This window comes from Deltaproteobacteria bacterium, from assembly GCA_019309545.1.
Taxonomy (GTDB): Bacteria; Desulfobacterota; Desulfobaccia; order Desulfobaccales; family Desulfobaccaceae; genus Desulfobacca_B.
Map to the genome: position 1 here is coordinate 77,296 of JAFDGA010000012.1, position 22,745 is coordinate 100,040.

Below are 22,745 nucleotides of genomic sequence, written 5' to 3' on the forward strand. Positions count from 1 at the left end.
TTGCCTTCTTGCAAGGGGCCGTGATCCGGCCTGGAAAATTTTTAGGGGTGGGTTTCATACCTGCCCCTTTCTGTTCCAAAACCTGGCGACAGAAATCTGTCATACCGACTATACCAAGTTACGATCAAAGAGCTAAAATGCCCTCTCGCCCTCTCCCCCGCCAGCGGGGGAGAGGGGATAAAGGATAAAATTACTCATTTGAAAGGTAATCGGTATCAACCATTATCAGCGCATCGTGGTGGCCTTGCACGAAACCCGGCGTCTGATGCCCGAAATCGATCGGCCCATCCCTGGGTGGCCAATCATATAAAAATAGCTAAAGTGATTCCTGGTCAGGCTTCTTCCTGGTCGGGGAGTTCAGGCAGTTCAGTATCAAGTTCTTCGGAGGTTACGTCATCTGCGGTTAGGCTCCGCAAGCGCACGGCGCGTTGGAAAAGATCCGCTAATATTTCCTGATAGTCATTAATGTCCATCAGCACCTTCCTTATCCTGCCTTATGCTTGATAGAACCCGGGTTCTGCGACGGGTCTGGGTGCCCTAGACAGGCTCTAACAAGCCGGAGCTCAGGTTGATAACTGGTTAAAAAGTGGACTCTTTTTTGATCATGATGGCACCGTCATCCTTTTTCTGAGGATTACGATCCCAACTTTTCCAGGAATAACCTCCGGAGCCGACTTTGATCCGTTCGATATTGCCGTCGCTGCGTTGCTCCTCGGCCAGAATCCCGGAGCAAGCCCCAGTGATAAACGCGAGCAAGAACAGGGCTGGCCAGAAAGGATTGGACCTCCTGATCATAATTTTACCTCCTTGATGGGAAGGAGCAAGATAAAATTTAAATCAGCGATTATTGGGGTACTCCGTATTATATGCTGCTAAAATCAATATCTTATGGTTAACCGTTACAAGTCGTCAGGCCCGACGATGCACCCGGCCACCGCCGAGGCTGCGGTTATCGCCGGGTTGGCCAGATAGACCTGGGATTCAGGATGCCCCATGCGGCCGACGAAGTTACGGTTGGTGGTGGCGATGGCGGTCTCCCCGGCGGCCAGGATGCCCATGTGCCCCCCCAGGCACGGCCCGCAGGTGGGGGGGCTGATTATCGCCCCAGCCTCTAAAAAGATGTCAAACAGACCTTCCTTCAGGGCCTGGCGGTAGATCCAGGGGGTGGCCGGGATGATGATCAGACGGACGCCAGGGGCGGCCCGATGGCCGTTGAGCACTTGGGCCGCCAGCCGCAAATCCTCCAGACGGCCGTTGGTGCAGGAGCCAATGACTGCCTGGTCGATGGATACCCGGCCTACCTGGGACAGCGGTCGGGTATTTTCGGGCAGATGGGGGAAGGCCACCTGGGGTTCCAGAGTACTGATGTCATACTCCCGGACAAAGGCATAGTTGGCCCCCGGGTCAGTGGTATAAAAGGAAAAGGGCCGCAAGGCCCGCTCGGTGACATACTGCCGGGTAATCTCATCAGGGGCAATGATGCCGTTTTTGGCTCCGGCCTCGATGGCCATGTTGCACATGGTCAGGCGGTCGCTCATGGGCAGAGTGTCGATGGTGTCGCCCGCGAACTCCATGGCCCGGTACAGGGCACCGTCCACCCCGATGTCGCCGATGGTATAAAGAATCAGGTCCTTGCCTCCCACCCAGCGGGGCAACTGGCCGGTATAGATAAACAGCATGGTCTCCGGTACCTTGAACCAGCAGTCGCCGGTGATCATGGTGGCGGCCAGATCAGTGGAGCCGATGCCGGTGGCAAAGGCCCCCAGGCCGCCATAGGTACAGGTATGGCTGTCCGCACCGATGACCAGGTCTCCGGGGCCGACGATGCCTTTCTCGGGGAGGAGGGCATGCTCAATGCCCATATCGCCGCCTTCGTAGAAATGGACCAATTGCTGCTCCTTGGCAAACTGGCGCAGAATCTGACACTGGGTGGCGGAGGCAATGTCTTTATGGGGGGCAAAATGATCCGAGACCAGTACTACTCGTTCGGGGTCGAAAACTTTTCGGGCCCCGGCCTGGCGAAAGGCCTTGATGGCGATGGGGGCAGTAATATCATTGCCCAGGGCGATATCCACCCGGGCCTCGATCAACTGTCCGGGTGCAACATATTCCTGATCAGCGTGAGCCGCCAGAATCTTTTCGGTAATGGTCATCGGAGGGGTCATATCTTGTTCTCAGTCAATCAGAATGATTCAGGAGTAAAGCCGGGGTAAAGGGTTTTGCCCGGAGGCTCAACAGATCAGCCCGGTTTACTCCGACCCTGGCTTGGCAGCCATATTTTTCAAGTAAAACAGACGGTTCAGTCCATTAATGAATGCCCGCGCACTGGCCGTGACAATGTCCGGGTCCACCCCGTGGCCGGTAACTGTGATGCCGTCCTCTTCCAGGCGCACGGTAATTTCCCCCAGGGCGTCGGTGCCGCCGGTGATCGAATTCACCGAAAATTTGAGGAGCCGGCATTTTGATTTGGTAATATGGGTAATGGCCTTAAAGGTAGCGTCGATCGGGCCATCTCCGAAGGCCGAGTAACGCTGGATTTCATCCCCAACTTCCATTTTCACCGTAGCCGAGGGTTTGGCCATGGTGCCTGTGAGCACCACCAATTCCTGGAGTTTGTAGTGATCCGGCACTGACTTGCGCAAGACCTCGATCTCCACCAGGCTTTCCAGGTCTTCGTCGAATACGGTTTTCTTGCGATCGGCCAGATCCTTGAAGCGGGCAAAGACCTGTGACAAGAGTTCGTCGGAAAGATTATAGCCCATTTCTATCAACTTCTCTTTCAGGGCGTGGCGACCGGAAAGTTTGCCCAGCGGCAGGGTGCTCTTCTTGATGCCGATAGCAGTGGGCGTCATGATCTCAAAGGTGCTGGCTTCCTTCAACACCGCGTCCTGGTGGATGCCGGATTCGTGGGCAAAGGCATTGGCCCCGACAATCGCCTTGTTAGGCTGCACAATCATCCCGGTCAGTTTGCTGACCAGTCGACTAGTGGGATAAATGTGCTGGGTAGCGATATCAGTATAATAATCAAATAGGTCCCTGCGGGTTGCCAAGGCCATGACCACCTCTTCCAGGGAGGTATTGCCGGCCCGTTCACCGATGCCATTGATGGTACACTCCACCTGCCGCGCCCCGTTCATGATTGCCGCCAGCGAGTTGGCCACCGCCAGTCCCAGGTCATTGTGGCAATGAACACTGAGCACGGCCCGATCAATATTGGGGATGTTTTCCATCAGGTACTTGATTTTGGCCCCGAATTCGTGGGGAATGGCATAACCCACAGTATCCGGAAAATTGACCGTAGTAGCGCCGGCGTCGATCACCGCGGTAAAGACCTGGGCCACATAGGCCAGATCACTGCGGGCCGCGTCCATGGCGGAAAATTCCACATTGGGGGTATACCGTTTGGCGTAGCGGACCGCGGCCACCGCGGCCTCCAATACCTCCTCTCGGGTCTTACGCATCTGGTATTTCAGATGAATGTCGGAAGTAGAGATAAAGGTATGGATACGTGGATTTTCCGCTTCCTTGACCGCTTCCCAGGCTGCGTCTAAATCACCGACCATGGCCCGCGCCAGGCCCGCGATTTGCGGGCCCCGAATTTCCCGGGCCACCTGGCGGACTGCTTCCCGATCTCCCCGAGAGGCATAAGGAAAACCGGCCTCAATGACATCCACCTTAAGGAGGGCCAGTTGCCGGGCGATCTGCAGTTTTTCGTCAATATTGAGGCTGGCGCCGGGAGACTGCTCCCCGTCGCGCAGAGTGGTATCAAATATAACAATTTTCTCAGCCATGTATAAGCTCCTTAAACCCGATAGGGGGCCTGTTCAAGATCTATAGTCACAGGGCCCCGAGGGGCAGGGGTTAAATCTGAACCTCGGATGATAATATCTGAGTATTAAGAGGTGATTGCGGTCCGTGTCACTAAGTCTCCGAGGTCTTTACTTCCAGGGCCTCTGATTCATCTCGTTTTTGGGTGCTCCTCCTCTCCAGGAGGAGCAGGGTGCAGATCGGCCCGGAGATTACATAGCTGGTCATCAGCAAGAAACCCATAAAGAAAGGCTCGGTAGCGACCACAATGAATATAAGAATCGCCGCTACCAACACATGAAAGGGTTTGCGTTTAAACAGTTCAAACTTTTTAAAACTATAGAATTTGATATTACTAACCATAAGAAATGATAAAATATAAATCATTATCAGAATGGGAATATGCCGGTTTGGGGCCCATTCGCCGATATGATAATAAAACAGGATGGTGGTGGCCACCATGGTCGCCGCCGCCGGGATCGGCAGGCCGTTGAAATAGCGGGGGTCGATGCTGCCGATCTGAACATTGAACCGGGCCAGACGCAAGGCTCCACACACCACAAACAGAAAGGCCGCCACCCAGCCGAAACGCCCGTAGGGTTGCAAGGCCCAGAGATAGACCAGCAGCCCCGGAGCCACCCCAAAGGCCACCAGATCGGCAAGCGAATCGTATTGCAAGCCAAAATTAGAGGCGCTTTTGGTCATGCGGGCCACCCGGCCATCCAGGCCATCCAGAACCAGCGAGACCAAGATGGCCAGCGCCGCGGCTTCAAAACGACCATTAATGGCGGCGATGATGGCATAAAAGCCACTGAACAGGCTGGCCGTGGTGAGCAGGTTAGGGAGGATGTAGATTCCCCGAAATTTATTGCGGCCCTTGTTTTTTTTACGGCGCTTTTTCATGACAACCTCCCTAAAATACTGCTTCCCGCCTTAACCCGGTCGCCGAGCTTGACGCTGAGCGTCCACTCCTCAGGCAAATAGAGATCAACCCGGGACCCGAAACAGATCAGTCCCACCCGCTCGCCTTTCTGCACCTGCTTGTGCTCACGCACATAAGTAATGATGCGGCGGGCCAGCACGCCGGCAATCTGGACCATGACCAGGTGCTGTCCCGACTCGGTCTCCAGCCATAGGCTCTGTTGCTCGTTGACCTGGGAAGACTCCGGGTGGTTGGCTGGCACAAACTGACCTGGCCGATAAGCCATGGCCTTGACCTGAGCCGCAATCGGAGCTCGATTGACATGAACGTCAAACAGATTCATGAAAATACTTACCCTTTGCATGGGCTGGTGGAGAAATTGGTCTTCCTGGGCCTGACCCAGAAAAATTATCCGGCCATCCGCGGGGGAGACAATGGCAGCGGGTTCGGAGGTAATGGGGCGTTCCGGATCTCGGAAAAAGTAGGTAAAAAAGCCCATCATCCCCAGCCCCACCAAGGTTATCAACCGACTCCCGCTCCAGAGACCTACCAGTAGCATCGCTACGCCGCCACCGATAAACAGGAAACCCGGATGGGCAATCGGGCCCGAAGGTGCCTTCATAGTCAATTCAAGTCTTCTGCAGCCAACTCATCATGGCCCGCAGTTTTTTACCGACCTCCTCGAGGGGATGTTCGGCTTCCTGTTTTCTTAAGGCATTGAACAGCGGCCGCCGCGCCTGGTTCTCCAAAATCCATTCCCGGGCAAAGGAGCCGTTCTGTATCTCCGACAGTATGCGGCGCATTTCCTGCCGGGTTTCTTCGTTGATGAGGCGCTTGCCGCGGGTATAATCCCCGAATTCCGCGGTATCCGAGACCGAATAGCGCATGTAACTGATGCCGCCCTGATAAAACAGGTCGACGATCAACTTCAGTTCATGCAGACACTCAAAATAGGCAATTTCCGGTTGATAACCGGCCGCCACCAAGGTATCAAATCCGGCCTTGACTAACTCCGACACCCCGCCACAGAGGACGGCCTGTTCTCCGAACAGATCGGTTTCGGTCTCCTCTTTAAAGGTAGTTTCAATTACCCCGGCGCGGGTCGCCCCAATGCCTTTGGCATAGGCCAGGGCAGTCTGGAGAGCCTGGCCGGAAGCATCCTGATGAATGGCCACCAGGGAGGGCACACCAGCTCCCTTCTCATATTCACTGCGCACCAGATGCCCCGGTCCTTTGGGGGCGATCATTACCACATCGACCTGGGGATCGGGCACGATCTGGCCGAAATGGATATTGAAACCGTGGGAAAATAGCAGAGTTTTCCCCGGACCCATGTGGGGCCGAAGATCGTGTTCATAAACCTGGGCCTGGACATGATCCTGGGTCAGAATCTGTACTACCTGGGATTGTTGAGCGGCTTCGGCTGCAGCCACCGGTGTAAAGCCGTATCGAACCGCCAGATCATGGTTCGAGGTACCGGGCATCTCGGAGACCACTACCTCCAAGCCGCTGTCCCGCAGGTTGAGAGCCTGGGCATGCCCCTGGGAGCCGAAGCCGATGATAGCTATTTTCTTGCCTTGAAGAACCTTCAGATCAGCATCTTGGTCATAATAGATTTTCATTATCAATCCTTTCGAGTACAGCAATTAACGCGTCGTCGATAAACTTGGGGTTGCCCAAAACCATCCCTGATCCAGACTGGGCAGCGATCAGCTTTTTTTACTCCGCTGGATGGCCAAGGTCCCAGTCCGGACTACTTCCTGGATGCCAATGCTTTTCAAGAGATCCAACACTGCTCTGATCTTTTCGTTATTGCCGGTAATTTCCAATGTATAAGAGTGGGGGCTGACATCCACCACCCGGCATCTAAAGATGTCGGCAATCCGCAATACTTCCGCCCGGGAACGGTCCTCGGCCTTAATTTTCACCAAGGCCATTTCGCGTTCGACGTGCTCGGTTCTGGTCAGGTCCACCACCCGGATAACATTGATCAACTTCCGCAGTTGCTTGATAATCTGTTCGATGATCTGCTCATTTCCCGAAGTTACCAGGGTAATCCGAGAGACATCCGGTTCAATGGTTTCAGCCACGCACAGACTTTCGATATTGAAGCCCCGGCCACTGAACAGACTGGTGACCCGGGAGAGCACTCCAGGTTCGTTATCCACCCACACCGAGATAGTATGCCGCATGATTTGCTCCTCTTTAAACCAGTATCATTTTGTGCGTTGGTGCCCCGGCAGGGACCATAGGAGTGACACATTCTTCAGGAGCTACCCGGAAATCGATCAGCACCGGCTTACGGGTATTGATGGCCTCAAGGATCACCGGCTCCACTTCCTCCGGTTTTTCCGCCCGTAGCCCCAAACCGCCATAAGCCTCGGCCAATTTTACAAAATCGGGGGCTATCTGTAAGGAAGTCTGACTATAAACGCCTTTATAGAATAGCTGTTGCCATTGGCGGACCATGCCCAAATATTGATTATTGAGGATGGCTACTTTCACCGGCAGATCATATTCCACTGCGGTGGCCATTTCCTGAATGTTCATCTGGATGCTGCCATCTCCGGCAATGTCAATGACCAGATCATTGGGGCAGGCCACCTGGGCCCCCAACGCCGCGGGAAAGCCATAGCCCATACATCCCAAACCACCGGAACTCATCCATCGGTTGGGCCGTTTCATGAGATAAAACTGGGCCGCCCACATCTGATTCTGTCCCACTTCAGTGGTGATAATCGCTTCCCCTTTGGTCAACTCATAGAGCTTTTCCACCACAAACTGGGGCTTGAGTTCGCCACTGTGGCGGTCATAGGTCAGGGGGTGATCACGTTTCCAGACGGCGATTTGGTCTAACCAGAGCTGACGTGCTGCTCCCCAGTCCCGGGGTTCCAGGGCCGCAATCAATTGATTGAGCTGACCCAGAGCATTTTTGCAGTCACCAACGATGGGAATGTCCACCACCACATTTTTACTGATGGAAGTGGGGTCAATATCAATATGAATGATCTTCGCCTCCGGGGCAAACTCTTCAATTTTACCGGTAACCCGGTCATCGAATCGGGCTCCGATGGCAATCAGCACATCACAGTGGTGAATGGCCATATTGGCATAATAAGTGCCATGCATACCCAGCATTCCCAGCCACAGGTCATGCGGGGCGGGGAATCCTCCCAATCCCATCAAGGTGTTGGTCACCGGAATCTGCAGGGATTCGGCCAATTTGGTCAGTTCCTCAGCGGCCCCCGAAGAGATGACCCCACCCCCGGCATAAATCACCGGCCGCTGGGCCTTGAGGATCAGGTCTAGAGCCCGTTTAACTTGGCGCGGATTGGCATGGTAAGTCGGATTATAACTCTTAATCTTGATGGTCTCGGGAAACTTGGGGGTGGTCCGGCCGGCCAGCACATCCTTGGGCAAATCCACCAGCACCGGCCCGGGACGCCCGGAACGGGCGATATGAAAAGCTTCATGGACGATCCGGGCCAGATCGTTCACCGATTTAATCAGATAATTATGTTTGGTACAGGGTCTGGTAATGCCCACAATATCTACTTCCTGAAACGCATCGTTGCCGATCAGGGCGGTCGGGACCTGGCCGGTGAAGACTACTACCGGAATCGAATCCATATAGGCCGAGGCGATCCCAGATACGGTGTTGGTGGCGCCTGGACCAGAGGTCACCAAACAGACCCCGACGGTGGCGGCTGCCCGCGCATAACCGTCGGCCGCATGAATGGCCCCTTGTTCATGTCGAACCAAATAATGCTTGATGTGCGGGCAACGACTCAATTCGTCATAGAGGTCGATCACCGCTCCGCCGGGGAAGCCAAAGATATGCTTGACACCCTCTCGTTCTAAAGCCTTGAGGAGAATCTGAGCGCCGGTCATAGTCATGACGTTGTTTCCTTTGCTCTATATTTTGCCAGGAGTTGCTCAATACGGTCCCGGCCAGCCAGTTTGAGTTTTTGAATCCTTTTACGGGCGATGCTTTCCTCGGGGGTTAGATAAAACCGTCGGTTAAGGTCTTCTAACTGCCGTTCAAATTCCTGGTGTTCCCCCATCAAATGTTTCAATTCAGGATCTTGATCAATCCATCGGGCAATTAGTTCTTCATCCTTTTTTTCCATAGATCTCCCCTGCACACGCATCTATCCCAAATCTATCAGATTTATGAATGCTATTTTATTTTCCCAAGTTTGTCAACCGGTCCCTTAACCCCCTTCAATTTTAACAACTTGCTGCCACTGATCAAGCCCCTGACAGGGACATATCCTCAAGGCGGACCCCAGCCGGACCCCGATAGGATTGGCGCTGCACCAATTCCTGGGATAAGGTCGCCTGACGAAAGGCCTGGTCCAGCCGCCCGCTGACCGAACCACCCTTAATGGGAGTAACCTGGCCATGGTCAATGAGATAGCCAGAGCGGATTTCGCCGGAAATGGCTCCGGTGACAGGGTTGGGTTCCAAGGTGGAAAACCTTAATAAATGCAACACTTTTCCTGAGCCGAGCATCGCGGCCAGGGGCGTGATGCCGGGTTGTACTTTGAGGTTGGTCAGATTGCCGGTCGGTTTAAGCTGCAAATAATCGGCATAGCGCTTATCAGCCAGCACCTGTCGGAAAAAATTGTTTTCAATAATGGTCACCGGTTGGAGGGCCAGTCCCTGGGCATCAAAAGGCCGGCTGGCCAGTCCGCCCGGCAGCCAGGGGTCGCTGCTCAGGGTCAGCCGATCACCTTGCGGTTCGGCAATAACCGGCTCGCCTGGTTTAAATCGGGACCATCCCTGGAAATGGGCCGGTCCACCGGCCTGGGCAGTAAAATAGTTGAACAGGGTATCTAGGGCCTCTTCCCCGAACACCACCGGATAGCGCCCGCTGGGGGGCAATTCGGCCTGTAGGCCCTCTTGGGCATAAACCCCGTAGCGGGTCACTATCTCTATCAGATTTAGATTCGAATAGAACCGGGCCCGACTATAACTCAGGCTTTCGGCTTCCTCTGCCCCTCCCTGGGCCAGCAAGGCAAATTGGACAAAAAGTTCGGTTTCATTATACCTCCCTTTAAGTCCCAGGTGGTTCAGAAAGCTAATCTCCCTGCATTCGGCAAACACCTCGGCGGAAGCTACCCGGACATTGTTAACCTTGGTCTCAGCCTGATGTAGATCGTCCCGCACTCGCCATAGCACCTCCCGGGGCTGGTCAAGCCAGGTCTCGTCTGCCATTTTGAGGGGCTGATACTGTTGCTCCGGGCCGGGGAGGGTAAAGGGCGGGTTGGCTACCCACTGGGCCCGGGCTTGAGCCTGGGCCAGATCCGCAGCCAGATTATCACCCGGATAGGCGAACCAGCCGGATTCCCCTAAAACCGGCTGTCCGTCTCTTTCCTGGGCCAGATAAATCTTAACCTGCACGGTGTCGGTTTCGACCCGGCGCAGGGACTCGACCTCATCAAAGATCAGGTAGAGCTGGTCGCTACTCTGTTTGACCCGCCGCAATTCCCAGCCATAAAGCTTAGCCTGCTGCAGCAGGTGCGCCAATTTATCAATCAGCTCCGAGTTTGCTGAGGACTGCTCCATCCTATTCACCCTAGGTAATATGAACGCATGAGATCTCTTCAACTTAAGGCGGCGATGGCCGCGCCCCGGAGACGGGCGCGCATGGCTGCACTCTGTGAGATGATTTGCTCGGGCGGGTCCATTCCCGCCACATAAAGGGCTGCTTCTCGACCTTGCAGACCACCGGAGATAGCCGCGCGCCATTCCGGCGGCAGTCCCAGGGCGGTCAGATCAGCCGGCAGCCCCTGCCGGGCCATTCCCAGCACCGCGGCCTGGCCCCGTTGCCTAAATAGCGTGGTGATCAGGGCTACCGGCCAAACGGTATCGGCGATGACAATGATTTCCGCATGATTAACCGCATAACGGTTACCGTTGAACGAGACTGCCAGGCCTCCCCCGGCTCGGACGGCCTGGAAGGCCTGAACGTCGGTAATGCTATCCCCGACGTAGATGGCGGCCGCCATCGGTAACCCGGTCTGGGCCAGGCTTGCCACCAAGGCCCGTTCTTTCTCGCTCCCCCCAACCGGATTAACTTCCTGATAGATGGTGCCGATCTCCATCTCGCGGATCAGCTCCCCGAAAATCTGATCGAGCCGGGCAATCGCCTCCTGGGTCGGGCCTTCCAGGTCAGCAGGGGCCAGGGCCGGATCCGGCACCCGGATTTCAGGCAAAGCCGCAATCTCGACGGCTAATTGCTGCAAGTACTTGGCTTCCTGGGTTGAGAGGGAATAGCGGTCCAGATCTAGTGGGGTGGCAAAAATATGGGCCTCGTCAAACCCAAGTTTGAGTCCGACCGCCAGAGCAAACTGACGGTAACTGGTACTGATTTCAAAAATCGGCAACCCCAGTCCATGCAGAAAGCGATAAGCCGCCTCGGCTCCCGGCACCAGCACCATGGTTCTTAAAGAATAATCCAAGATCTGTTGGTTGGTTAAACCATAGGCCTTGAGGAAGGGCAGAATCAGTTTCAGGGTGTCGCCTGCTTTATAGTCCGGTTTTTTGACGACGTCGGCCAGATAATCATCATAGCGACTTACCTGGGTGAAAAACTTGTCTCCGTGCGGGGGCATAAAATCCCGGCACAATTCAAAGGCATTGTCATTGAGACAGAGCGGGCCTTCGCAATCGGTATTTAACTGAACGGCACGGATCATGGGTTTAAACGGCCGGCCAAATAGGCTTCCACCTGGCCGGTAAGACAAATGCCTTGCGGTTTCAACTTTCCCTGGGACTGAACCCCCTGCGTAGTCAACACCAGACGACCCTCGGCCAGATTTTTCAAGGTTAATAAGATCAGAGGGAATTCCCGCCTCAATTCTTCCGCCCGGAGGCGGGCAAACAACGGTTCTGCCTCCCCTTCCTGGTGGATAATTTCTTGTAGACTCTGGAGTTGCCGTTTTTTCCGAAATTGCTGCCACAGAGGAGCAAATTCCGGCCCGGTAAGGGAAAAGTGACAATAAGTGACCGGCGGTCCGCGGTCCAATTCCGGGGTGGCCAGATGCATCATGGCCCCGGCTTCCTGGTACTCATGGGCGATCAGCTCCCACATCACTTGCTGCCAAGTGCCGATGGGACCGCCGGGGAGGCCGGGGTGCAGGTTGAGGCATAAAAATGTCGAACATAATCTGTGGCTTAAGACCAGCATGTAGCCCGCCAGAACCACTATCCGAGCCTCATAGCCCTGCAGGCGCTCGATGACCCCCAAGTCATAATTTTTTCGGACTTTTTCCAGATCCGGAGCCCGGCGGCGAATTTTTTCCCTTAAATTCCGGGAAGAGTAGGTGACCAGCGGCAGGTGCCGTGCCTCTACTGCGGCCCGAAACCGATCGACAGCTGGGGTTTCCCCCGGTTCCCGGTCACAAAAGACATAAGCAATCTGTCCGGGTATGAATCCGGAGGCCATATGATCATGGGTGGCGGCCAATAGATCGATGGCGGCCTGATCCCGGCCACTGGAAAACCAGCCAAAGGACAGCATGTTTATCTCAGAGCCGCTAATTGTTGATACAGGAAGACCTTGCCAGGATAGCTATCCCGCCCGGGGCCAGACAGACTAACCGCGGCTACCTGGTTAGCCAGACTAAGAGCAGATTTCGGTTCCAGGCCGGCCAACTGACCCGCCAGCCAACCCGCGGCAAAAACATCCCCTGCTCCCAAGGTATCCACTACGGTGGCCGTATTTTCAGCGAGGGCCTCGATGACCCCAGCCGGGGAGATCAGCCGCGCCCCCCGCGGCCCCAATTTAATGATAACGGTCTTTGGGGCCCAGTCCGGCCAGATAAACGCGTTGCCGCCTAACTGACACCATTCCCGTTCGGTTACCAGCAGCGTGTCGGTTCTGGCCAATAGCGGCGCCAGCACCTCCCGTCCTCGCCGGGTGTAAAGCTCGCCGGGGTCTAAACTGGTATGGGGGCCATCTTCTAAACGGTAGACCAAGTCAATCTGCACTTTTGAATTAAGGCCACCGGCAGATCAGCCAGTTCCAGGAGATCATTGGTATTGGGAGCGACCAGGATGGTCCGTTCCCCGTTTGGCTCCACCAGGATATAAGCCCGGCCGCTATTGCCTTGGCGGGCCACATGGCAGTCGACTTTGGCCAGGCCTTGGAGCAGGAAATCCCCATCCTCGTCTTCTCCTACCCGACCTGCCAGGGCCACCGGTATGCCCCAGCGAGCCAGGGCAAAGGCCGTATTGGCCGCTTGACCACCGCCGCCGCGGCCAGCAACCATGGCCCTGCGAGCCAGACGGTCCTGCAACTCGCCTTCCTGGACCGGGGTAAGGGCATATTCTCCACCGGCCCGCAAATCCGGGACAACCTCCACAAACGGCTCCAGGGTCTCAACCCGATAAAGCAGGTCGACATTAATGGCCCCCAGACAGACCACGACCGCCTCCATAACGGTAGCCTAACAAGAATCGCCCCTGGGGTCAATGGATTTTACGTGCACGCTTGGCTAGGCCAAGGACATAAAAAAAGGCTGCTTAATACAGCCCTGATTGGGTATGGGGACTGGTCTGAACAAGCGCTAGCGGGTCAGCCAGCGACGGTCGCGCACGGTCAGGAAGGCATATGGATAAATCCATTGTAAACAGAAAAAGGCAAAATAGCCGTAAATTACCCCATAGACAAACTCCAGGTCACGCTCCAGCCAGATATAGTATAGCATGTAGATTAAAGATATGATTCCCAGGACCATGAAAAATTTCAACATCACCAGCGGCTGCAGGACAAATGAAGTCAGTAACAGCGGCGCTAAAATTGGCAGGGAGATAAAGGCCAGAAAGAATTCCACCTGAGTCATAAAGAAATCTACCACCGGCAGCAGCCAGTGGCGAGAACGGTACCTGGTGAGCAAATATCCGAGTTGCACAAAAGATTCGCGGACATTGCCTCGCTCCCAGCGTAAATACATTTTGCATAAACCCCGGTAGCTTTCGGGTACCAAAGTATGGACCACCGCGGTCCGCTGATAAACCGTGAAGTATCCAGCCCGCAAGACAAAGTTAGTCAGAGCCCGATCCTCGGTGTGTTGACATGGCGCTCCCAAAAAGGTCTGGTGCCGCCAGGCCTCCAAATAAGGCATGATAGTGCCGCGGCGATAGGCCGACAACGCTCCTGGGGTACAAACTACGGCCCCATACCGGGATTGCGAGGCCCGCAAGAAGTCGAAGGCCAACACAAAGCGAACCGCCAGCATCTTGCCAAACAGACTCTGATGCCGGTTATAGACCTTGACATTCCCGGCTACCGCGCCGATCTGGGGATCTTGGACCATGGGTGCGACTATCTGCCGCAGGGCATCCTTATCAATGACGCAATCCGAGTCGATCGTAACCAAAAACTCCCCAGTGGCCTTTCGAAACCCGGCATAAAGTCCTTCTTTTTTGCCCTGGTTGCGAGTGAAGCGAATGGTCTTGATGAGGTGCGGATAACGCTGCCGGGCCTGGCTGATATAAAACCAGGTATCATCTTTGGAGCCGTCGTCGATACAGATAATTTCCAAAAGCTCGGCCGGATAATTAGAGGTGGCCACCGAGTAGAGGGCCTTTTCGACCATAGCCCCCTCATTGTAAGCTGGGATAATAACCGTTACCCGCGGTAAGGGAGCAATGGGCACCGGATATGGTTGGTAGCGGGCCCAGAGGATGGTCCGCACGATCTGAAAGACCAATAAAGACAAGGCCAGGCCAATTCCCAGCGCTGTTAACCCCGAAACATAATGGTGACGATTTAAGAGCTCGAGATAACCCGCCCAGGCACCATAGTGAAGCGAAAGCACAAAGAGGCTAACCAGAAAGACAGGAATCAACAGCTTGAGAACCACATCCACCCACTGCATCTTTTTAAGCCGAAAATCAAGAGGTCCCTCCATGGGTGGTTTTCTAAGGGACGGCAAGCTCACAATCGAAGTGGCGCTGCGCATGGACGCGGATTTTCCTCCTTATTATTGCTAAACGGAAATTTATGGCCAGATTTCTGCCTGGCCAGGCCGATAGGATTAACCTGCCATTAAGTCTGCAAGTGTCTTGCCAGTCGGCCTGAATTTTATAATTAATTAACCTGTAGGAAATACGGGTAATTTTTTCAATACCGCTAGCTAATTCTAATCTTTTCCGGTTAGATCTTCTCGTTTTGAGAGAAAGTCCATGCCCAACTTTTGTTCATTATCAAAATGATAACGGTCCCCCTGGTTGGAATAAATCCAGGACCTTTCTTCCCCTGGGCGGCGATAAATAATCTTATAATATGCTGAAATTAAAAGAGTTTATTTATTACTAACTTAGGCATCGCCTAGCCAACCGAAGGAAAAAAAATTGTCTTGGTAAAAACCGGAGTTAGCTTTATAGTGGCCCCCTCTCCCCAGGCCCGTTTTTTTGCCCCCAAGTCATTGCTTTTGGACCTAAATAATAGCTTGAGTAAACTTAAACCTGCGGCTAGCAGTTTTATATTGTCTTTACTAACTAGAATAGCCTTTTGACATTGGCGGTCAACCCAGTAGTACGGGTATTAGCAGGTCAGGAACCTGAGGGCCTTACCATTGATTAATTGGTTACCAGCAAGTAAAAATGTGAAATTTAGCCCAGAAAAAGACTTGAAAAATCGCTTTATCTCTGCTAATGGTATAACGTTAATTAGATCCGGGAGTTATAAAGGAGAATCATTATGGGGCTTTTCTTGATCTGCCCGCAATGTCAGGCTAAGGTAGCGATGCATTTCCAAATCTGTCCTCAATGTGGGGCGAATCTGCAAAATCTTCCTCTGGAGCAACGCCGTTATTTCCTGGGGCAGGTGGGGGAGATCAAAGCAGCCGCCCCAGAAGAGAAGGTGAGTCCTGAGGCCGAACCAGCAGCCGAGTTAGCCGCGGTGCCCTCCGAACCCGAGCCTCCTGCTCCCGAGGCCCGACCGGCGGAAGAAATGGAAGCCCAAGAACCGGCCGCCGCCAAAAAGAAGGTTGAGGCCAAGCAAGAGGCGGAAAAAACCGAAAAAGAGCCAAAAAAAAAGAAACGCACCCGCAAGAAGAAAAAACCCGCGACTGAGGCTGAGTAACTCAAGGAATAACCAGAAGCCTGGGAATAACCGGTACTTAGACCAAGTATAAGGATTGAGTAACAGATTAAGGTTAGTTGGGGGAGTCGGCCGGGGTCCTGTTAGCCTATCTGGGGTTAACCTTTTATTTAAGACCGTGGCTCGATATTATCTAGGAAGGCCGATTAAAATTCGGCTGACAGTCTCTCCAGAAAGCCGACCAGGAGGCGGACCGCTTGCGGCTCTGTCTGCTGAACTGCCTGGATGATCTCGTCCAGGGAGATCGGGGCCATGGCATCGGGTAGATTGACATTGGCGATCACTGAAAGGCCTAAAATGCGCATCCCAGCATGGACCGCGACAATCGCCTCGGGAACACTCGACATCCCCACCGCATCCGCACCGATCAACCGTAAGAACCGGGTTTCAGCCGGGGTTTCCAGACTAGGGCCCTTAACCGCCACATAGACCCCCTGTCGCAGCATCAATCCTTGCTCTAAGGCTACCTGTTCCGTCAAGTCCCGTAGTTGCCGGTCATAGACGGCGCTGAGATCCGGAAAGCGGGGCCCCCAGGCAGCCACATTGTCACCCACTAATGGATTATCCCCCATCAGATTGATATGATCAGTGATCAGCATCAGCTCTCCGGTCCGGAACAGGGGATTGAGGCCCCCGGCAGCATTAGTAATAATGATCAACTTCATGCCTAAGGCAGCCATGATTCGGACCGGAAAGGTTACCTGACGCAGAGAATAACCTTCATAGGCGTGAAACCGCCCCTGGAATACTAATAAGGCTTTACCCCCTAAACTGCCGTTGATCAATTGCCCTCGATGACTGGGACCGGTTGCGCGCGGAAAATGAGGGATTTCCTCATAAGATAGAATAAGCGGCTGGCTTAGATTTTGGGTCAGAGCGCCATGGCCAGTACCTAAGATAATACCTACCTGAGGGCGGACTGCCAATCGTGTTCTCAGAAAAGCGGCGCTCTCTTCCACCTGTTGCTGATAAACTTCCATGGGCATGCCAATCTCCCAAATTTAGCCCTTGTTCCAGTATTGGAGTAATATTGTTCCATTTGCATTTTAAGTTAAAAATATAAAATAAATTTAAATACCTATGAGTTGTCGGCCTGGGTTTTGCTTTCTTCTGAACAGGGTTGAAAAGCAATATAGTTGCCGCTTCGACCACGAAAAATTTGTGGGCATTTGCTAAAAATTTTGTTATTATTTGAATAGATAAAGTGACTTTTCCCCGCTGTCAATCCTTTTTGTTGAAGGGCCCTGGTCCGGCCCCCTCGAGGAAGACCGCAGTCCGGGTGGAAAGATAAAGGGCGAAGGAGCCTTGGCTTATAAGTTGTGTAAATGGTTTATTTTTTATGTTAAGCCAAATCTCACTGATCACCATAACTGTAGATAGAGAATAAAAAAAATTATGGCCCGACCAAGAAAATCTCGCTGGGTGGAGAGCGAACCAGACATCACCTTCTTTAAACCCAAGGGCATTCCGCTTCGTGGTTTAGAACAGGTGGTAATCAGTGTTGACGAACTGGAGGCCTTACGCCTGTCAGATTATTTAGGAATGAATCAGGAAGAGGTGGCTCAGGGATTAAATGTCTCCCGACCAACGGTGACCCGGATGCTGGCCCGAGCCCATCAGGCAATAGCCGATGCCCTGGTCCATGGTAAAGCCATCAAGATTGAAGGTGGTGACTACCAGATCGCCAAAGAGCGATTTTTCTGCCAGACCTGTGCGCATACCTGGGTTGCTCCTGCCGGTGAAAACCGTCCGAGCTCCTGTCCCCACTGTCAGGGAGAGGCCATTCAGACTCTGCAAAAAAATGCTACCCCTTAATTTACCCCCTCGGGTGTTTATCCAAACAGGGTTCAGGATCTGATCAATGGGTTCGTTTAGCCTTTAGCCATCAGGGTTAGAAGTCAGAGCAGGGAGCTGAAAGTGTCCGAGTCCATAACCTACCGCGAAGCTGGGGTCGACATCGATAAAGCGGACAGCTTTATCCGCGGCATCAAAGACATGGTAAAATCCACCTACCGTAGCGGGGTTATCAGCGATTTGGGTGGGTTCGGGGGATTTTTCCGCCTCAATCGGGAAAAATATCGGCATCCTATTCTGGTTTCGGCCACCGATGGGGTAGGCACCAAGCTCAAGATTGCCACCCTAATGAATAAGCATGATACCATTGGCCTTGATCTGGTGGCTATGTGTGTCAACGACATCGTTGTCCATGGGGCTACGCCGCTATTTTTTTTAGATTATTTGGCCATGGGGCGGCTTGAGCCGGAGGTGGCAACCCAGATTATCAAAGGTATCACCGATGGCTGTCTGCAAGCCCGTTGTGCTCTGATCGGCGGTGAAACCGCTGAAATGCCCGGCATTTATCAGGATCAGGATTATGATCTGGCCGGATTTGTGGTCGGGGTGGTGGAGCGGGACCGGCTCCTGGATGGCTCGGAGATTGCGGTGGGGCACCGCCTGGTGGGCATCGCCTCCAGTGGCCTGCATGCCAATGGTTTTTCACTGGTGCGCAAGGTGTTATTAGAGGCGGGCCAGCTCAGCGTCTGGGATGAAGTCCCGGAACTGGGGGGACCGCTGGGCCAGGAGCTCCTGAAACCCACCCGGATCTATGTTGACACCATCCTGAACCTCCTCCGGGATTTCCAGATCTCCGGCCTGGCTCATATTACCGGTGGGGGTCTGACTGACAATATTCCCCGGATCTTGCCAAAATCTTGTCAGGCAGTAATCTACCCGGGACGATGGCCCCGGCCGCCGATCTTTGACTTAATTCAACACCGAGGTCACATTCCGGAGTCAGAAATGTGGCGGACTTTCAATAACGGCATCGGCATGGTGGTAGTGGTTACGGAAGAATTGCTGACCGAGGTCTTGCAGCGCCTCGAGGCGGTCAATGAGCAGGCCTTTGTGATAGGCGAAATCGTGGCCCGCAATCCCGAAGAACTTCCCCTGGTCTACCTCTGAGGCTGGCAGTGGTAGTAATCAGTGCTTGCCTAGTGGGTATCCCTTGCCGTTACAACGGCGGCCACTGCCAGTCCCCTGCCTTGATCCACTGCCTACGCCAGATCCCGTTTTTGGCGCTCTGTCCCGAGGTTCTGGGGGGCCTGTCGGTTCCCCGTCGGCCAGCGGAAATAAAGGGCGGCGATGGTTTCGATGTCCTGGCAGGTCGGGCCTACCTGATAAATGACCAGGGACAGGATGTTACCCCTCAATTTCTGGCGGGGGCCTACCGCTGTTTGGAATTAGTCCGTTCCCTATCCTCACCGGTCTGTTATTTGAAGGCTCGCAGTCCGTCCTGCGGTTGGACTGAGTCAGGAGAAACCAATGGCGTGGTGGGTGTTTTTGCGGGCTTGCTAGTTCAGGAAGGATACCGGGTCATAGCGTCCGAGGCAGATTGCCGGATAGATAATATTGGATTGGGTTAGCGGTGACAGCCATGGCATGCTGGACAGCAGGCACAGAAATTCCCTCTTAAGGAAGCGAATCTCAATCACCGAATTCGTTCCTCAGCGTAACGATAGCTTAAAACAATATTGCACTCGGGCCTCGGGACAAGCGCGGTCGACGGCTTTTATGGCTGTAAGAGTTCCCTGCTCCGGTTTCTCCCCCAACCCCTCGGAGGGAACCCAAACAGTTGATAAACCCAATAGCTATTTATGCCACTCGGGTGTTTTTCCGGACCTCAGCTTCTTTTTGCTGCTTGTCAAAATAGGGTCGGAAAACATCCTCGTCGAGGCGCAGCATCAAATGGCCGCATTCCATACAGATGGCGGTCTTATCATCGACCCCGCCGATCCGGGACTCCTTGGTGAGACAATTGATACACTGGTATTCATAAGCTGGCATTTACCACAACCCCCTCATATAAAAAGACGTTTAAAAAATGACATGCAATTATTATACCATATTTTGCATTAAAAACCGACAGGGTGATTTATTCTTTCTCAACCAAAAATTAAATTAGAATAATAATTACTTTAGAATAATAATTTCTTGTAGCTGATGCAATAGGGTCTCATTGGTTTTTCGGTAAAAATATAGCTTTTGGGGATCATTAAGGGTTATAAGAATCCAAAGCGAAAAATTTGATTAGTATATAAATCACTCAGATTAAGCCATGATTAGCCCGCCCATGGCTATAAGCATAAAAAAAACGATAACTTGAGGGGGAAGGGATAGTGGATTTACATTTTCAACGCCGTACCAAGATTGTTTGCACCTTAGGCCCGGCCTGCCGCGGCGAGGTTCTATCTGGCCTGATAGAGGCGGGGATGAATGTGGCCCGGCTTAATTTTTCTCATGGCACTCAGGAAGAACACCGCCAATGGATCAGGCAGGTGCGAGGGGCGGCCCAGGCCTTGGGGAAACCGGTGGCGGTTCTCCAGGATCTAGCCGGCCCTAAGATCCGCCTTGGGGAATTTTACCCCGAAAGGGTGAATTTATCCCCTGGCCAGAGTTTTACCCTGACCAACCGTCCCATTATCGGGGATCAACATCAGGGGGCGGTAAACTATCCCGAATTGATCGGGGCGGTGCCGGTTGGAGCTTCTATATTGCTGGCCGATGGCCTTATTCAACTTCAGGTCCAAGACAAATCGGATACAGATCTCCACTGCCGGGTCGTGGTAGGAGGTACCCTAAGTTCCCACAAAGGCATCAACCTGCCTTCCTTGGGTCTGCCAATTTCGGCAATGACTGCCAAGGATCGTGAAGATCTGCTCTTTGGCCTGAAAAATGGGGTTGATTTAATCGCCCTCTCCTATGTCCGTTATCGCCACGATGTCGAAGAGGTGAAAGAGCTGATTAAAAAGCACGGCTTCGAGACCCCGGTGATTGCCAAGATCGAAAAACAGAAGGCCTTAGAAAATCTGGAAGAAATTCTGGCCGTGGCGGATGGCTTGATGGTGGCTCGAGGAGATCTAGGGGTGGAAACGCCCCTGGAGCGGGTGCCGCTGGTACAAAAACACCTTATCGAGGCTGCCAACCGGGTCGGCAAGCCGGTGATTACCGCCACCCAGATGCTGGCCTCGATGGTTTCCAATCCCAATCCCAGCCGGGCGGAAGCCACCGATGTGGCCAATGCTATCATGGACGGCACTGATGCAGTAATGTTATCCGAGGAGACCGCCATCGGTCTCTACCCCCGGGAGGCGGTTAAATTTATGGACCGAATCGCCCGGGCAACAGAAGCCAGTTTACCCTACGAGGATTGGCTTAAAACCCGAGGCAGATTTCGGGGGGAGGAGATCTCCGATGTGATTAGTTATGCGGCTTGTGGAATAGCCGATGATCTCAAGGCCCAGGCGATTCTGGCCACTACCGCCTCGGGTAGCACTGCCCGGTTAATCAGCAGATTCCGCCCTAAGACCCCGATTATTGGTATTACTCCTCTGGTAGAAACCTGGAGGCGTCTATGCCTGTCCTGGGGGGTTTTCCCGCTATTATGCCGGGATCTGCAAAGTACCGATCATATGCTGTCTTTGGTCAAAGACGAAGCGGTACGGACGGGATGGGTGGCCAGAGGTGATCGGGTAATTGTTACCGCGGGTACCCCGATCGGCATCCGGGGCACCACCAACCTGATCAAGGCTGACATTATCACCTGAGAAGACTATCTAAACGCAGCCAGAAAGCATCCTTGAACTTATAAATCAGTTTTTATCAGCTTACCCCAGCCAGAGGCCGGGGAATAATAAATACCATTTGTCCATGATATTTTGTGTCAATATTGCCAATTATCCACTAAATTCTGTGTTAATTTAGCCACAAGATTTGTCAGGATCAACCTGCTGGCCTGGCCGTATCAGGCTTATCCCCTTGATATTTAAAGGCTTTGGGACCGATTCAGCTCTGACTAGCCGGTGGCACGTGATTTGCTGAATTGAAAATCATCAAAGGGGAAGACTATGCAATTTCAACAAACCGTGGCTCACCGGGTCAGTTGTGAGGGCATTGGCCTCCACCGCGGGCAGTCCGTGCGGATGGTTATCTCCCCCGCCCCGGCCAACAGCGGCATCCGATTTGTCCGGGCCGACCTCCCAGCCCGGCCGATGATTCGGGCCTGCTACTCGCAAGTGGTGGATACTGCCATGGCCACCACCCTGGGGGTGCCGGGAGCCACCCTGGCCACTGTCGAACACTTGCTGGCGGCCTTGGCCGGTCTGGGTATAGATAATGCCCGGGTAGAGGTTTGGGGTTCCGAACTGCCTATTCTGGACGGTAGCGCGGCTCCCTTTGTCGCCCTGTTACAGCAGGCGGGTGTGCGGACTTTGAGGTCGCCGCGCATCTATTGCGTGATTCAACAGGCCCTGGAAGTGGTGGAGGGGGATAAATTTATCCGGGTAGAACCGGCCTCCGACCCTTGCTTTAGCTATGCCATAGATTTTCCCCATCCCTTGATCGGCAGGCAACAGGTCAATTTCCGGATGCGCCCCGAGAGGTTCTGTCGGGAAATCGCCCCGGCCCGGACTTTTGGATTCCTGAAGGACGTTGAAGCCCTGCAGGCCAATGGCCTGGCCTTAGGAGGCTCTCTGGACAATGCCTTGGTCCTGACTGCTTCTGGCCTTATGAATCCGGGGGGCCTCAGGTTTGCGGATGAGTTTGTGCGGCACAAGCTGTTGGATTTTATCGGCGACCTGGCCCTGTTGGGTTGGCCCATCCATGGCCACCTTCAGGTAGTCAAAGGCAGTCATGCTCTCCACCACCGCTTTATGGAAGTTCTGGCCTCCCATACCCAGGCTTGGCGGCTGGGCATACCAGGCACCTTGTCTACCGACCGGCAACCGGAATCCGGTCTCTCGGCACCGGCCCGCTTAAAGTTGGCCCTGGCCTAGCTTTAGGTCTTTGTCCGCCATGCTGAACAGTGGTTCTTGAACCTGTGAGACAACCATAAATCATAAAAAT

The 22,745-nt window shown here is 53.7% G+C and carries 24 protein-coding genes; 6 read left to right on the forward strand and 18 right to left on the reverse strand.

Translation table 11 applies throughout. The annotated features are described in order from the left end of the window. Positions 1-332: 332 nt before the first annotated feature. The 16 genes from JRG72_05430 to JRG72_05505 all read right to left on the reverse strand — a co-directional run bounded on the left by JRG72_05430 (position 333) and on the right by JRG72_05505 (position 14,703). On the reverse strand, positions 333-473 hold the full coding sequence (locus JRG72_05430; GenBank protein MBW2134661.1) for a hypothetical protein: 141 nt from the start codon (positions 471-473) through the stop codon (positions 333-335). Positions 474-579: 106 nt separating this feature from the next. Then, entirely contained in the window at positions 580-795 is a 216-nt protein-coding gene (locus tag JRG72_05435; protein ID MBW2134662.1) for a hypothetical protein, read from the reverse strand. A 104-nt stretch (positions 796-899) separates the two neighbouring features. After that, on the reverse strand, positions 900-2,165 hold the full coding sequence (gene leuC / locus JRG72_05440) for a 3-isopropylmalate dehydratase large subunit (GenBank protein ID MBW2134663.1): 1,266 nt from the start codon (positions 2,163-2,165) through the stop codon (positions 900-902). Positions 2,166-2,249: 84 nt separating this feature from the next. Further along, on the reverse strand, positions 2,250-3,791 hold the full coding sequence (locus JRG72_05445) for a 2-isopropylmalate synthase (GenBank protein ID MBW2134664.1): 1,542 nt from the start codon (positions 3,789-3,791) through the stop codon (positions 2,250-2,252). 130 nt (positions 3,792-3,921) lie between these two features. Next, the gene (pssA, locus tag JRG72_05450; GenBank protein MBW2134665.1) at positions 3,922-4,710 is read right to left on the reverse strand and encodes a CDP-diacylglycerol--serine O-phosphatidyltransferase; all 789 of its coding nucleotides are present in this window, start codon (positions 4,708-4,710) and stop codon (positions 3,922-3,924) included. After that, positions 4,707-5,351, reverse strand: coding sequence for a phosphatidylserine decarboxylase family protein (locus tag JRG72_05455; protein ID MBW2134666.1), 645 nt, complete (start codon positions 5,349-5,351; stop codon positions 4,707-4,709). Before JRG72_05455 ends, pssA begins: the two co-directional genes overlap by 4 nt. Positions 5,352-5,358: 7 nt before the next feature. Beyond that, on the reverse strand, positions 5,359-6,351 hold the full coding sequence (ilvC, locus tag JRG72_05460; GenBank protein MBW2134667.1) for a ketol-acid reductoisomerase: 993 nt from the start codon (positions 6,349-6,351) through the stop codon (positions 5,359-5,361). 87 nt (positions 6,352-6,438) lie between these two features. Beyond that, a complete protein-coding gene (gene ilvN / locus JRG72_05465; GenBank protein ID MBW2134668.1) occupies positions 6,439-6,921 on the reverse strand; it encodes an acetolactate synthase small subunit in 483 nt (160 codons plus the stop codon). Between the two features lie 13 nt (positions 6,922-6,934). After that, complete coding sequence (gene ilvB / locus JRG72_05470; protein ID MBW2134669.1) at positions 6,935-8,626, reverse strand: biosynthetic-type acetolactate synthase large subunit; 1,692 nt, start codon at positions 8,624-8,626, stop codon at positions 6,935-6,937. Continuing rightward, entirely contained in the window at positions 8,623-8,859 is a 237-nt protein-coding gene (locus JRG72_05475; protein ID MBW2134670.1) for a DUF465 domain-containing protein, read from the reverse strand. The genes ilvB and JRG72_05475 overlap by 4 nt, the downstream gene beginning before the upstream one ends. A 121-nt stretch (positions 8,860-8,980) precedes the next feature. Further along, complete coding sequence (locus JRG72_05480; GenBank protein MBW2134671.1) at positions 8,981-10,300, reverse strand: hypothetical protein; 1,320 nt, start codon at positions 10,298-10,300, stop codon at positions 8,981-8,983. Positions 10,301-10,338: 38 nt separating this feature from the next. Further along, positions 10,339-11,433 carry a hypothetical protein gene (locus JRG72_05485; protein ID MBW2134672.1) on the reverse strand — a complete coding sequence of 365 codons (1,095 nt, stop codon included), beginning with the start codon at positions 11,431-11,433 and terminating at the stop codon, positions 10,339-10,341. Next, positions 11,430-12,257, reverse strand: a complete 828-nt coding sequence (locus JRG72_05490) for a formyl transferase (protein ID MBW2134673.1) — start codon at positions 12,255-12,257, stop codon at positions 11,430-11,432. The genes JRG72_05485 and JRG72_05490 overlap by 4 nt, the downstream gene beginning before the upstream one ends. 2 nt (positions 12,258-12,259) lie before the next feature. Then, on the reverse strand, positions 12,260-12,727 hold the full coding sequence (locus tag JRG72_05495) for a hypothetical protein (GenBank protein ID MBW2134674.1): 468 nt from the start codon (positions 12,725-12,727) through the stop codon (positions 12,260-12,262). Continuing rightward, positions 12,700-13,176, reverse strand: coding sequence for a hypothetical protein (locus JRG72_05500; protein MBW2134675.1), 477 nt, complete (start codon positions 13,174-13,176; stop codon positions 12,700-12,702). Before JRG72_05500 ends, JRG72_05495 begins: the two co-directional genes overlap by 28 nt. Before the next feature lie 129 nt (positions 13,177-13,305). Beyond that, complete coding sequence (locus JRG72_05505; protein ID MBW2134676.1) at positions 13,306-14,703, reverse strand: glycosyltransferase; 1,398 nt, start codon at positions 14,701-14,703, stop codon at positions 13,306-13,308. Between the two features lie 740 nt (positions 14,704-15,443). On the opposite strand from JRG72_05505, the gene JRG72_05510 reads away from it, so the two are divergent. Next, positions 15,444-15,827: a hypothetical protein gene (locus JRG72_05510; GenBank protein ID MBW2134677.1), complete on the forward strand. Its 384-nt coding sequence runs from the start codon at positions 15,444-15,446 to the stop codon at positions 15,825-15,827. Between the two features lie 164 nt (positions 15,828-15,991). Here the strand turns inward: JRG72_05510 and JRG72_05515 are convergent, their stop codons facing one another. Continuing rightward, entirely contained in the window at positions 15,992-16,825 is an 834-nt protein-coding gene (locus JRG72_05515; GenBank protein ID MBW2134678.1) for a purine-nucleoside phosphorylase, read from the reverse strand. 415 nt (positions 16,826-17,240) lie between these two features. On the opposite strand from JRG72_05515, the gene JRG72_05520 reads away from it, so the two are divergent. The 3 genes from JRG72_05520 to JRG72_05530 all read left to right on the forward strand — a co-directional run bounded on the left by JRG72_05520 (position 17,241) and on the right by JRG72_05530 (position 19,267). Next, a complete protein-coding gene (locus JRG72_05520) occupies positions 17,241-17,660 on the forward strand; it encodes a DUF134 domain-containing protein (protein MBW2134679.1) in 420 nt (139 codons plus the stop codon). A gap of 102 nt (positions 17,661-17,762) precedes the next feature. Beyond that, positions 17,763-18,806, forward strand: coding sequence for a phosphoribosylformylglycinamidine cyclo-ligase (locus JRG72_05525; GenBank protein ID MBW2134680.1), 1,044 nt, complete (start codon positions 17,763-17,765; stop codon positions 18,804-18,806). Positions 18,807-18,814: 8 nt separating this feature from the next. Then, a complete protein-coding gene (locus JRG72_05530) occupies positions 18,815-19,267 on the forward strand; it encodes a DUF523 domain-containing protein (GenBank protein ID MBW2134681.1) in 453 nt (150 codons plus the stop codon). A gap of 229 nt (positions 19,268-19,496) precedes the next feature. Here the strand turns inward: JRG72_05530 and JRG72_05535 are convergent, their stop codons facing one another. Continuing rightward, positions 19,497-19,688 (reverse strand): zinc ribbon domain-containing protein, encoded by a 192-nt coding sequence (locus JRG72_05535; GenBank protein ID MBW2134682.1) that lies wholly within the window; start codon positions 19,686-19,688, stop codon positions 19,497-19,499. Positions 19,689-20,020: 332 nt separating this feature from the next. Between JRG72_05535 and pyk the strand changes: the two genes are divergently transcribed. After that, complete coding sequence (pyk, locus tag JRG72_05540; GenBank protein MBW2134683.1) at positions 20,021-21,448, forward strand: pyruvate kinase; 1,428 nt, start codon at positions 20,021-20,023, stop codon at positions 21,446-21,448. Positions 21,449-21,748: 300 nt separating this feature from the next. Continuing rightward, positions 21,749-22,675, forward strand: coding sequence for a UDP-3-O-acyl-N-acetylglucosamine deacetylase (locus tag JRG72_05545; GenBank protein ID MBW2134684.1), 927 nt, complete (start codon positions 21,749-21,751; stop codon positions 22,673-22,675). The last annotated feature ends 70 nt before the right edge of the window (positions 22,676-22,745 follow it).

Bases quoted from the DNA above. Each gene is read 5' to 3' on its own strand.
- JRG72_05430 (MBW2134661.1), bottom strand. From the start codon at position 473: ATGGACATTAATGACTATCAGGAAATATTAGCGGATCTTTTCCAACGC.
- JRG72_05435 (MBW2134662.1), bottom strand. From the start codon at position 795: ATGATCAGGAGGTCCAATCCTTTCTGGCCAGCCCTGTTCTTGCTCGCG.
- leuC (MBW2134663.1), bottom strand. From the start codon at position 2,165: ATGACCCCTCCGATGACCATTACCGAAAAGATTCTGGCGGCTCACGCT.
- JRG72_05445 (MBW2134664.1), bottom strand. From the start codon at position 3,791: ATGGCTGAGAAAATTGTTATATTTGATACCACTCTGCGCGACGGGGAG.
- pssA (MBW2134665.1), bottom strand. From the start codon at position 4,710: ATGAAAAAGCGCCGTAAAAAAAACAAGGGCCGCAATAAATTTCGGGGA.
- JRG72_05455 (MBW2134666.1), bottom strand. From the start codon at position 5,351: ATGAAGGCACCTTCGGGCCCGATTGCCCATCCGGGTTTCCTGTTTATC.
- ilvC (MBW2134667.1), bottom strand. From the start codon at position 6,351: ATGAAAATCTATTATGACCAAGATGCTGATCTGAAGGTTCTTCAAGGC.
- ilvN (MBW2134668.1), bottom strand. From the start codon at position 6,921: ATGCGGCATACTATCTCGGTGTGGGTGGATAACGAACCTGGAGTGCTC.
- ilvB (MBW2134669.1), bottom strand. From the start codon at position 8,626: ATGACTATGACCGGCGCTCAGATTCTCCTCAAGGCTTTAGAACGAGAG.
- JRG72_05475 (MBW2134670.1), bottom strand. From the start codon at position 8,859: ATGGAAAAAAAGGATGAAGAACTAATTGCCCGATGGATTGATCAAGAT.
- JRG72_05480 (MBW2134671.1), bottom strand. From the start codon at position 10,300: ATGGAGCAGTCCTCAGCAAACTCGGAGCTGATTGATAAATTGGCGCAC.
- JRG72_05485 (MBW2134672.1), bottom strand. From the start codon at position 11,433: ATGATCCGTGCCGTTCAGTTAAATACCGATTGCGAAGGCCCGCTCTGT.
- JRG72_05490 (MBW2134673.1), bottom strand. From the start codon at position 12,257: ATGCTGTCCTTTGGCTGGTTTTCCAGTGGCCGGGATCAGGCCGCCATC.
- JRG72_05500 (MBW2134675.1), bottom strand. From the start codon at position 13,176: ATGGAGGCGGTCGTGGTCTGTCTGGGGGCCATTAATGTCGACCTGCTT.
- JRG72_05505 (MBW2134676.1), bottom strand. From the start codon at position 14,703: ATGCGCAGCGCCACTTCGATTGTGAGCTTGCCGTCCCTTAGAAAACCA.
- JRG72_05510 (MBW2134677.1), top strand. From the start codon at position 15,444: ATGGGGCTTTTCTTGATCTGCCCGCAATGTCAGGCTAAGGTAGCGATG.
- JRG72_05515 (MBW2134678.1), bottom strand. From the start codon at position 16,825: ATGGAAGTTTATCAGCAACAGGTGGAAGAGAGCGCCGCTTTTCTGAGA.
- JRG72_05520 (MBW2134679.1), top strand. From the start codon at position 17,241: ATGGCCCGACCAAGAAAATCTCGCTGGGTGGAGAGCGAACCAGACATC.
- JRG72_05535 (MBW2134682.1), bottom strand. From the start codon at position 19,688: ATGCCAGCTTATGAATACCAGTGTATCAATTGTCTCACCAAGGAGTCC.
- JRG72_05545 (MBW2134684.1), top strand. From the start codon at position 21,749: ATGCAATTTCAACAAACCGTGGCTCACCGGGTCAGTTGTGAGGGCATT.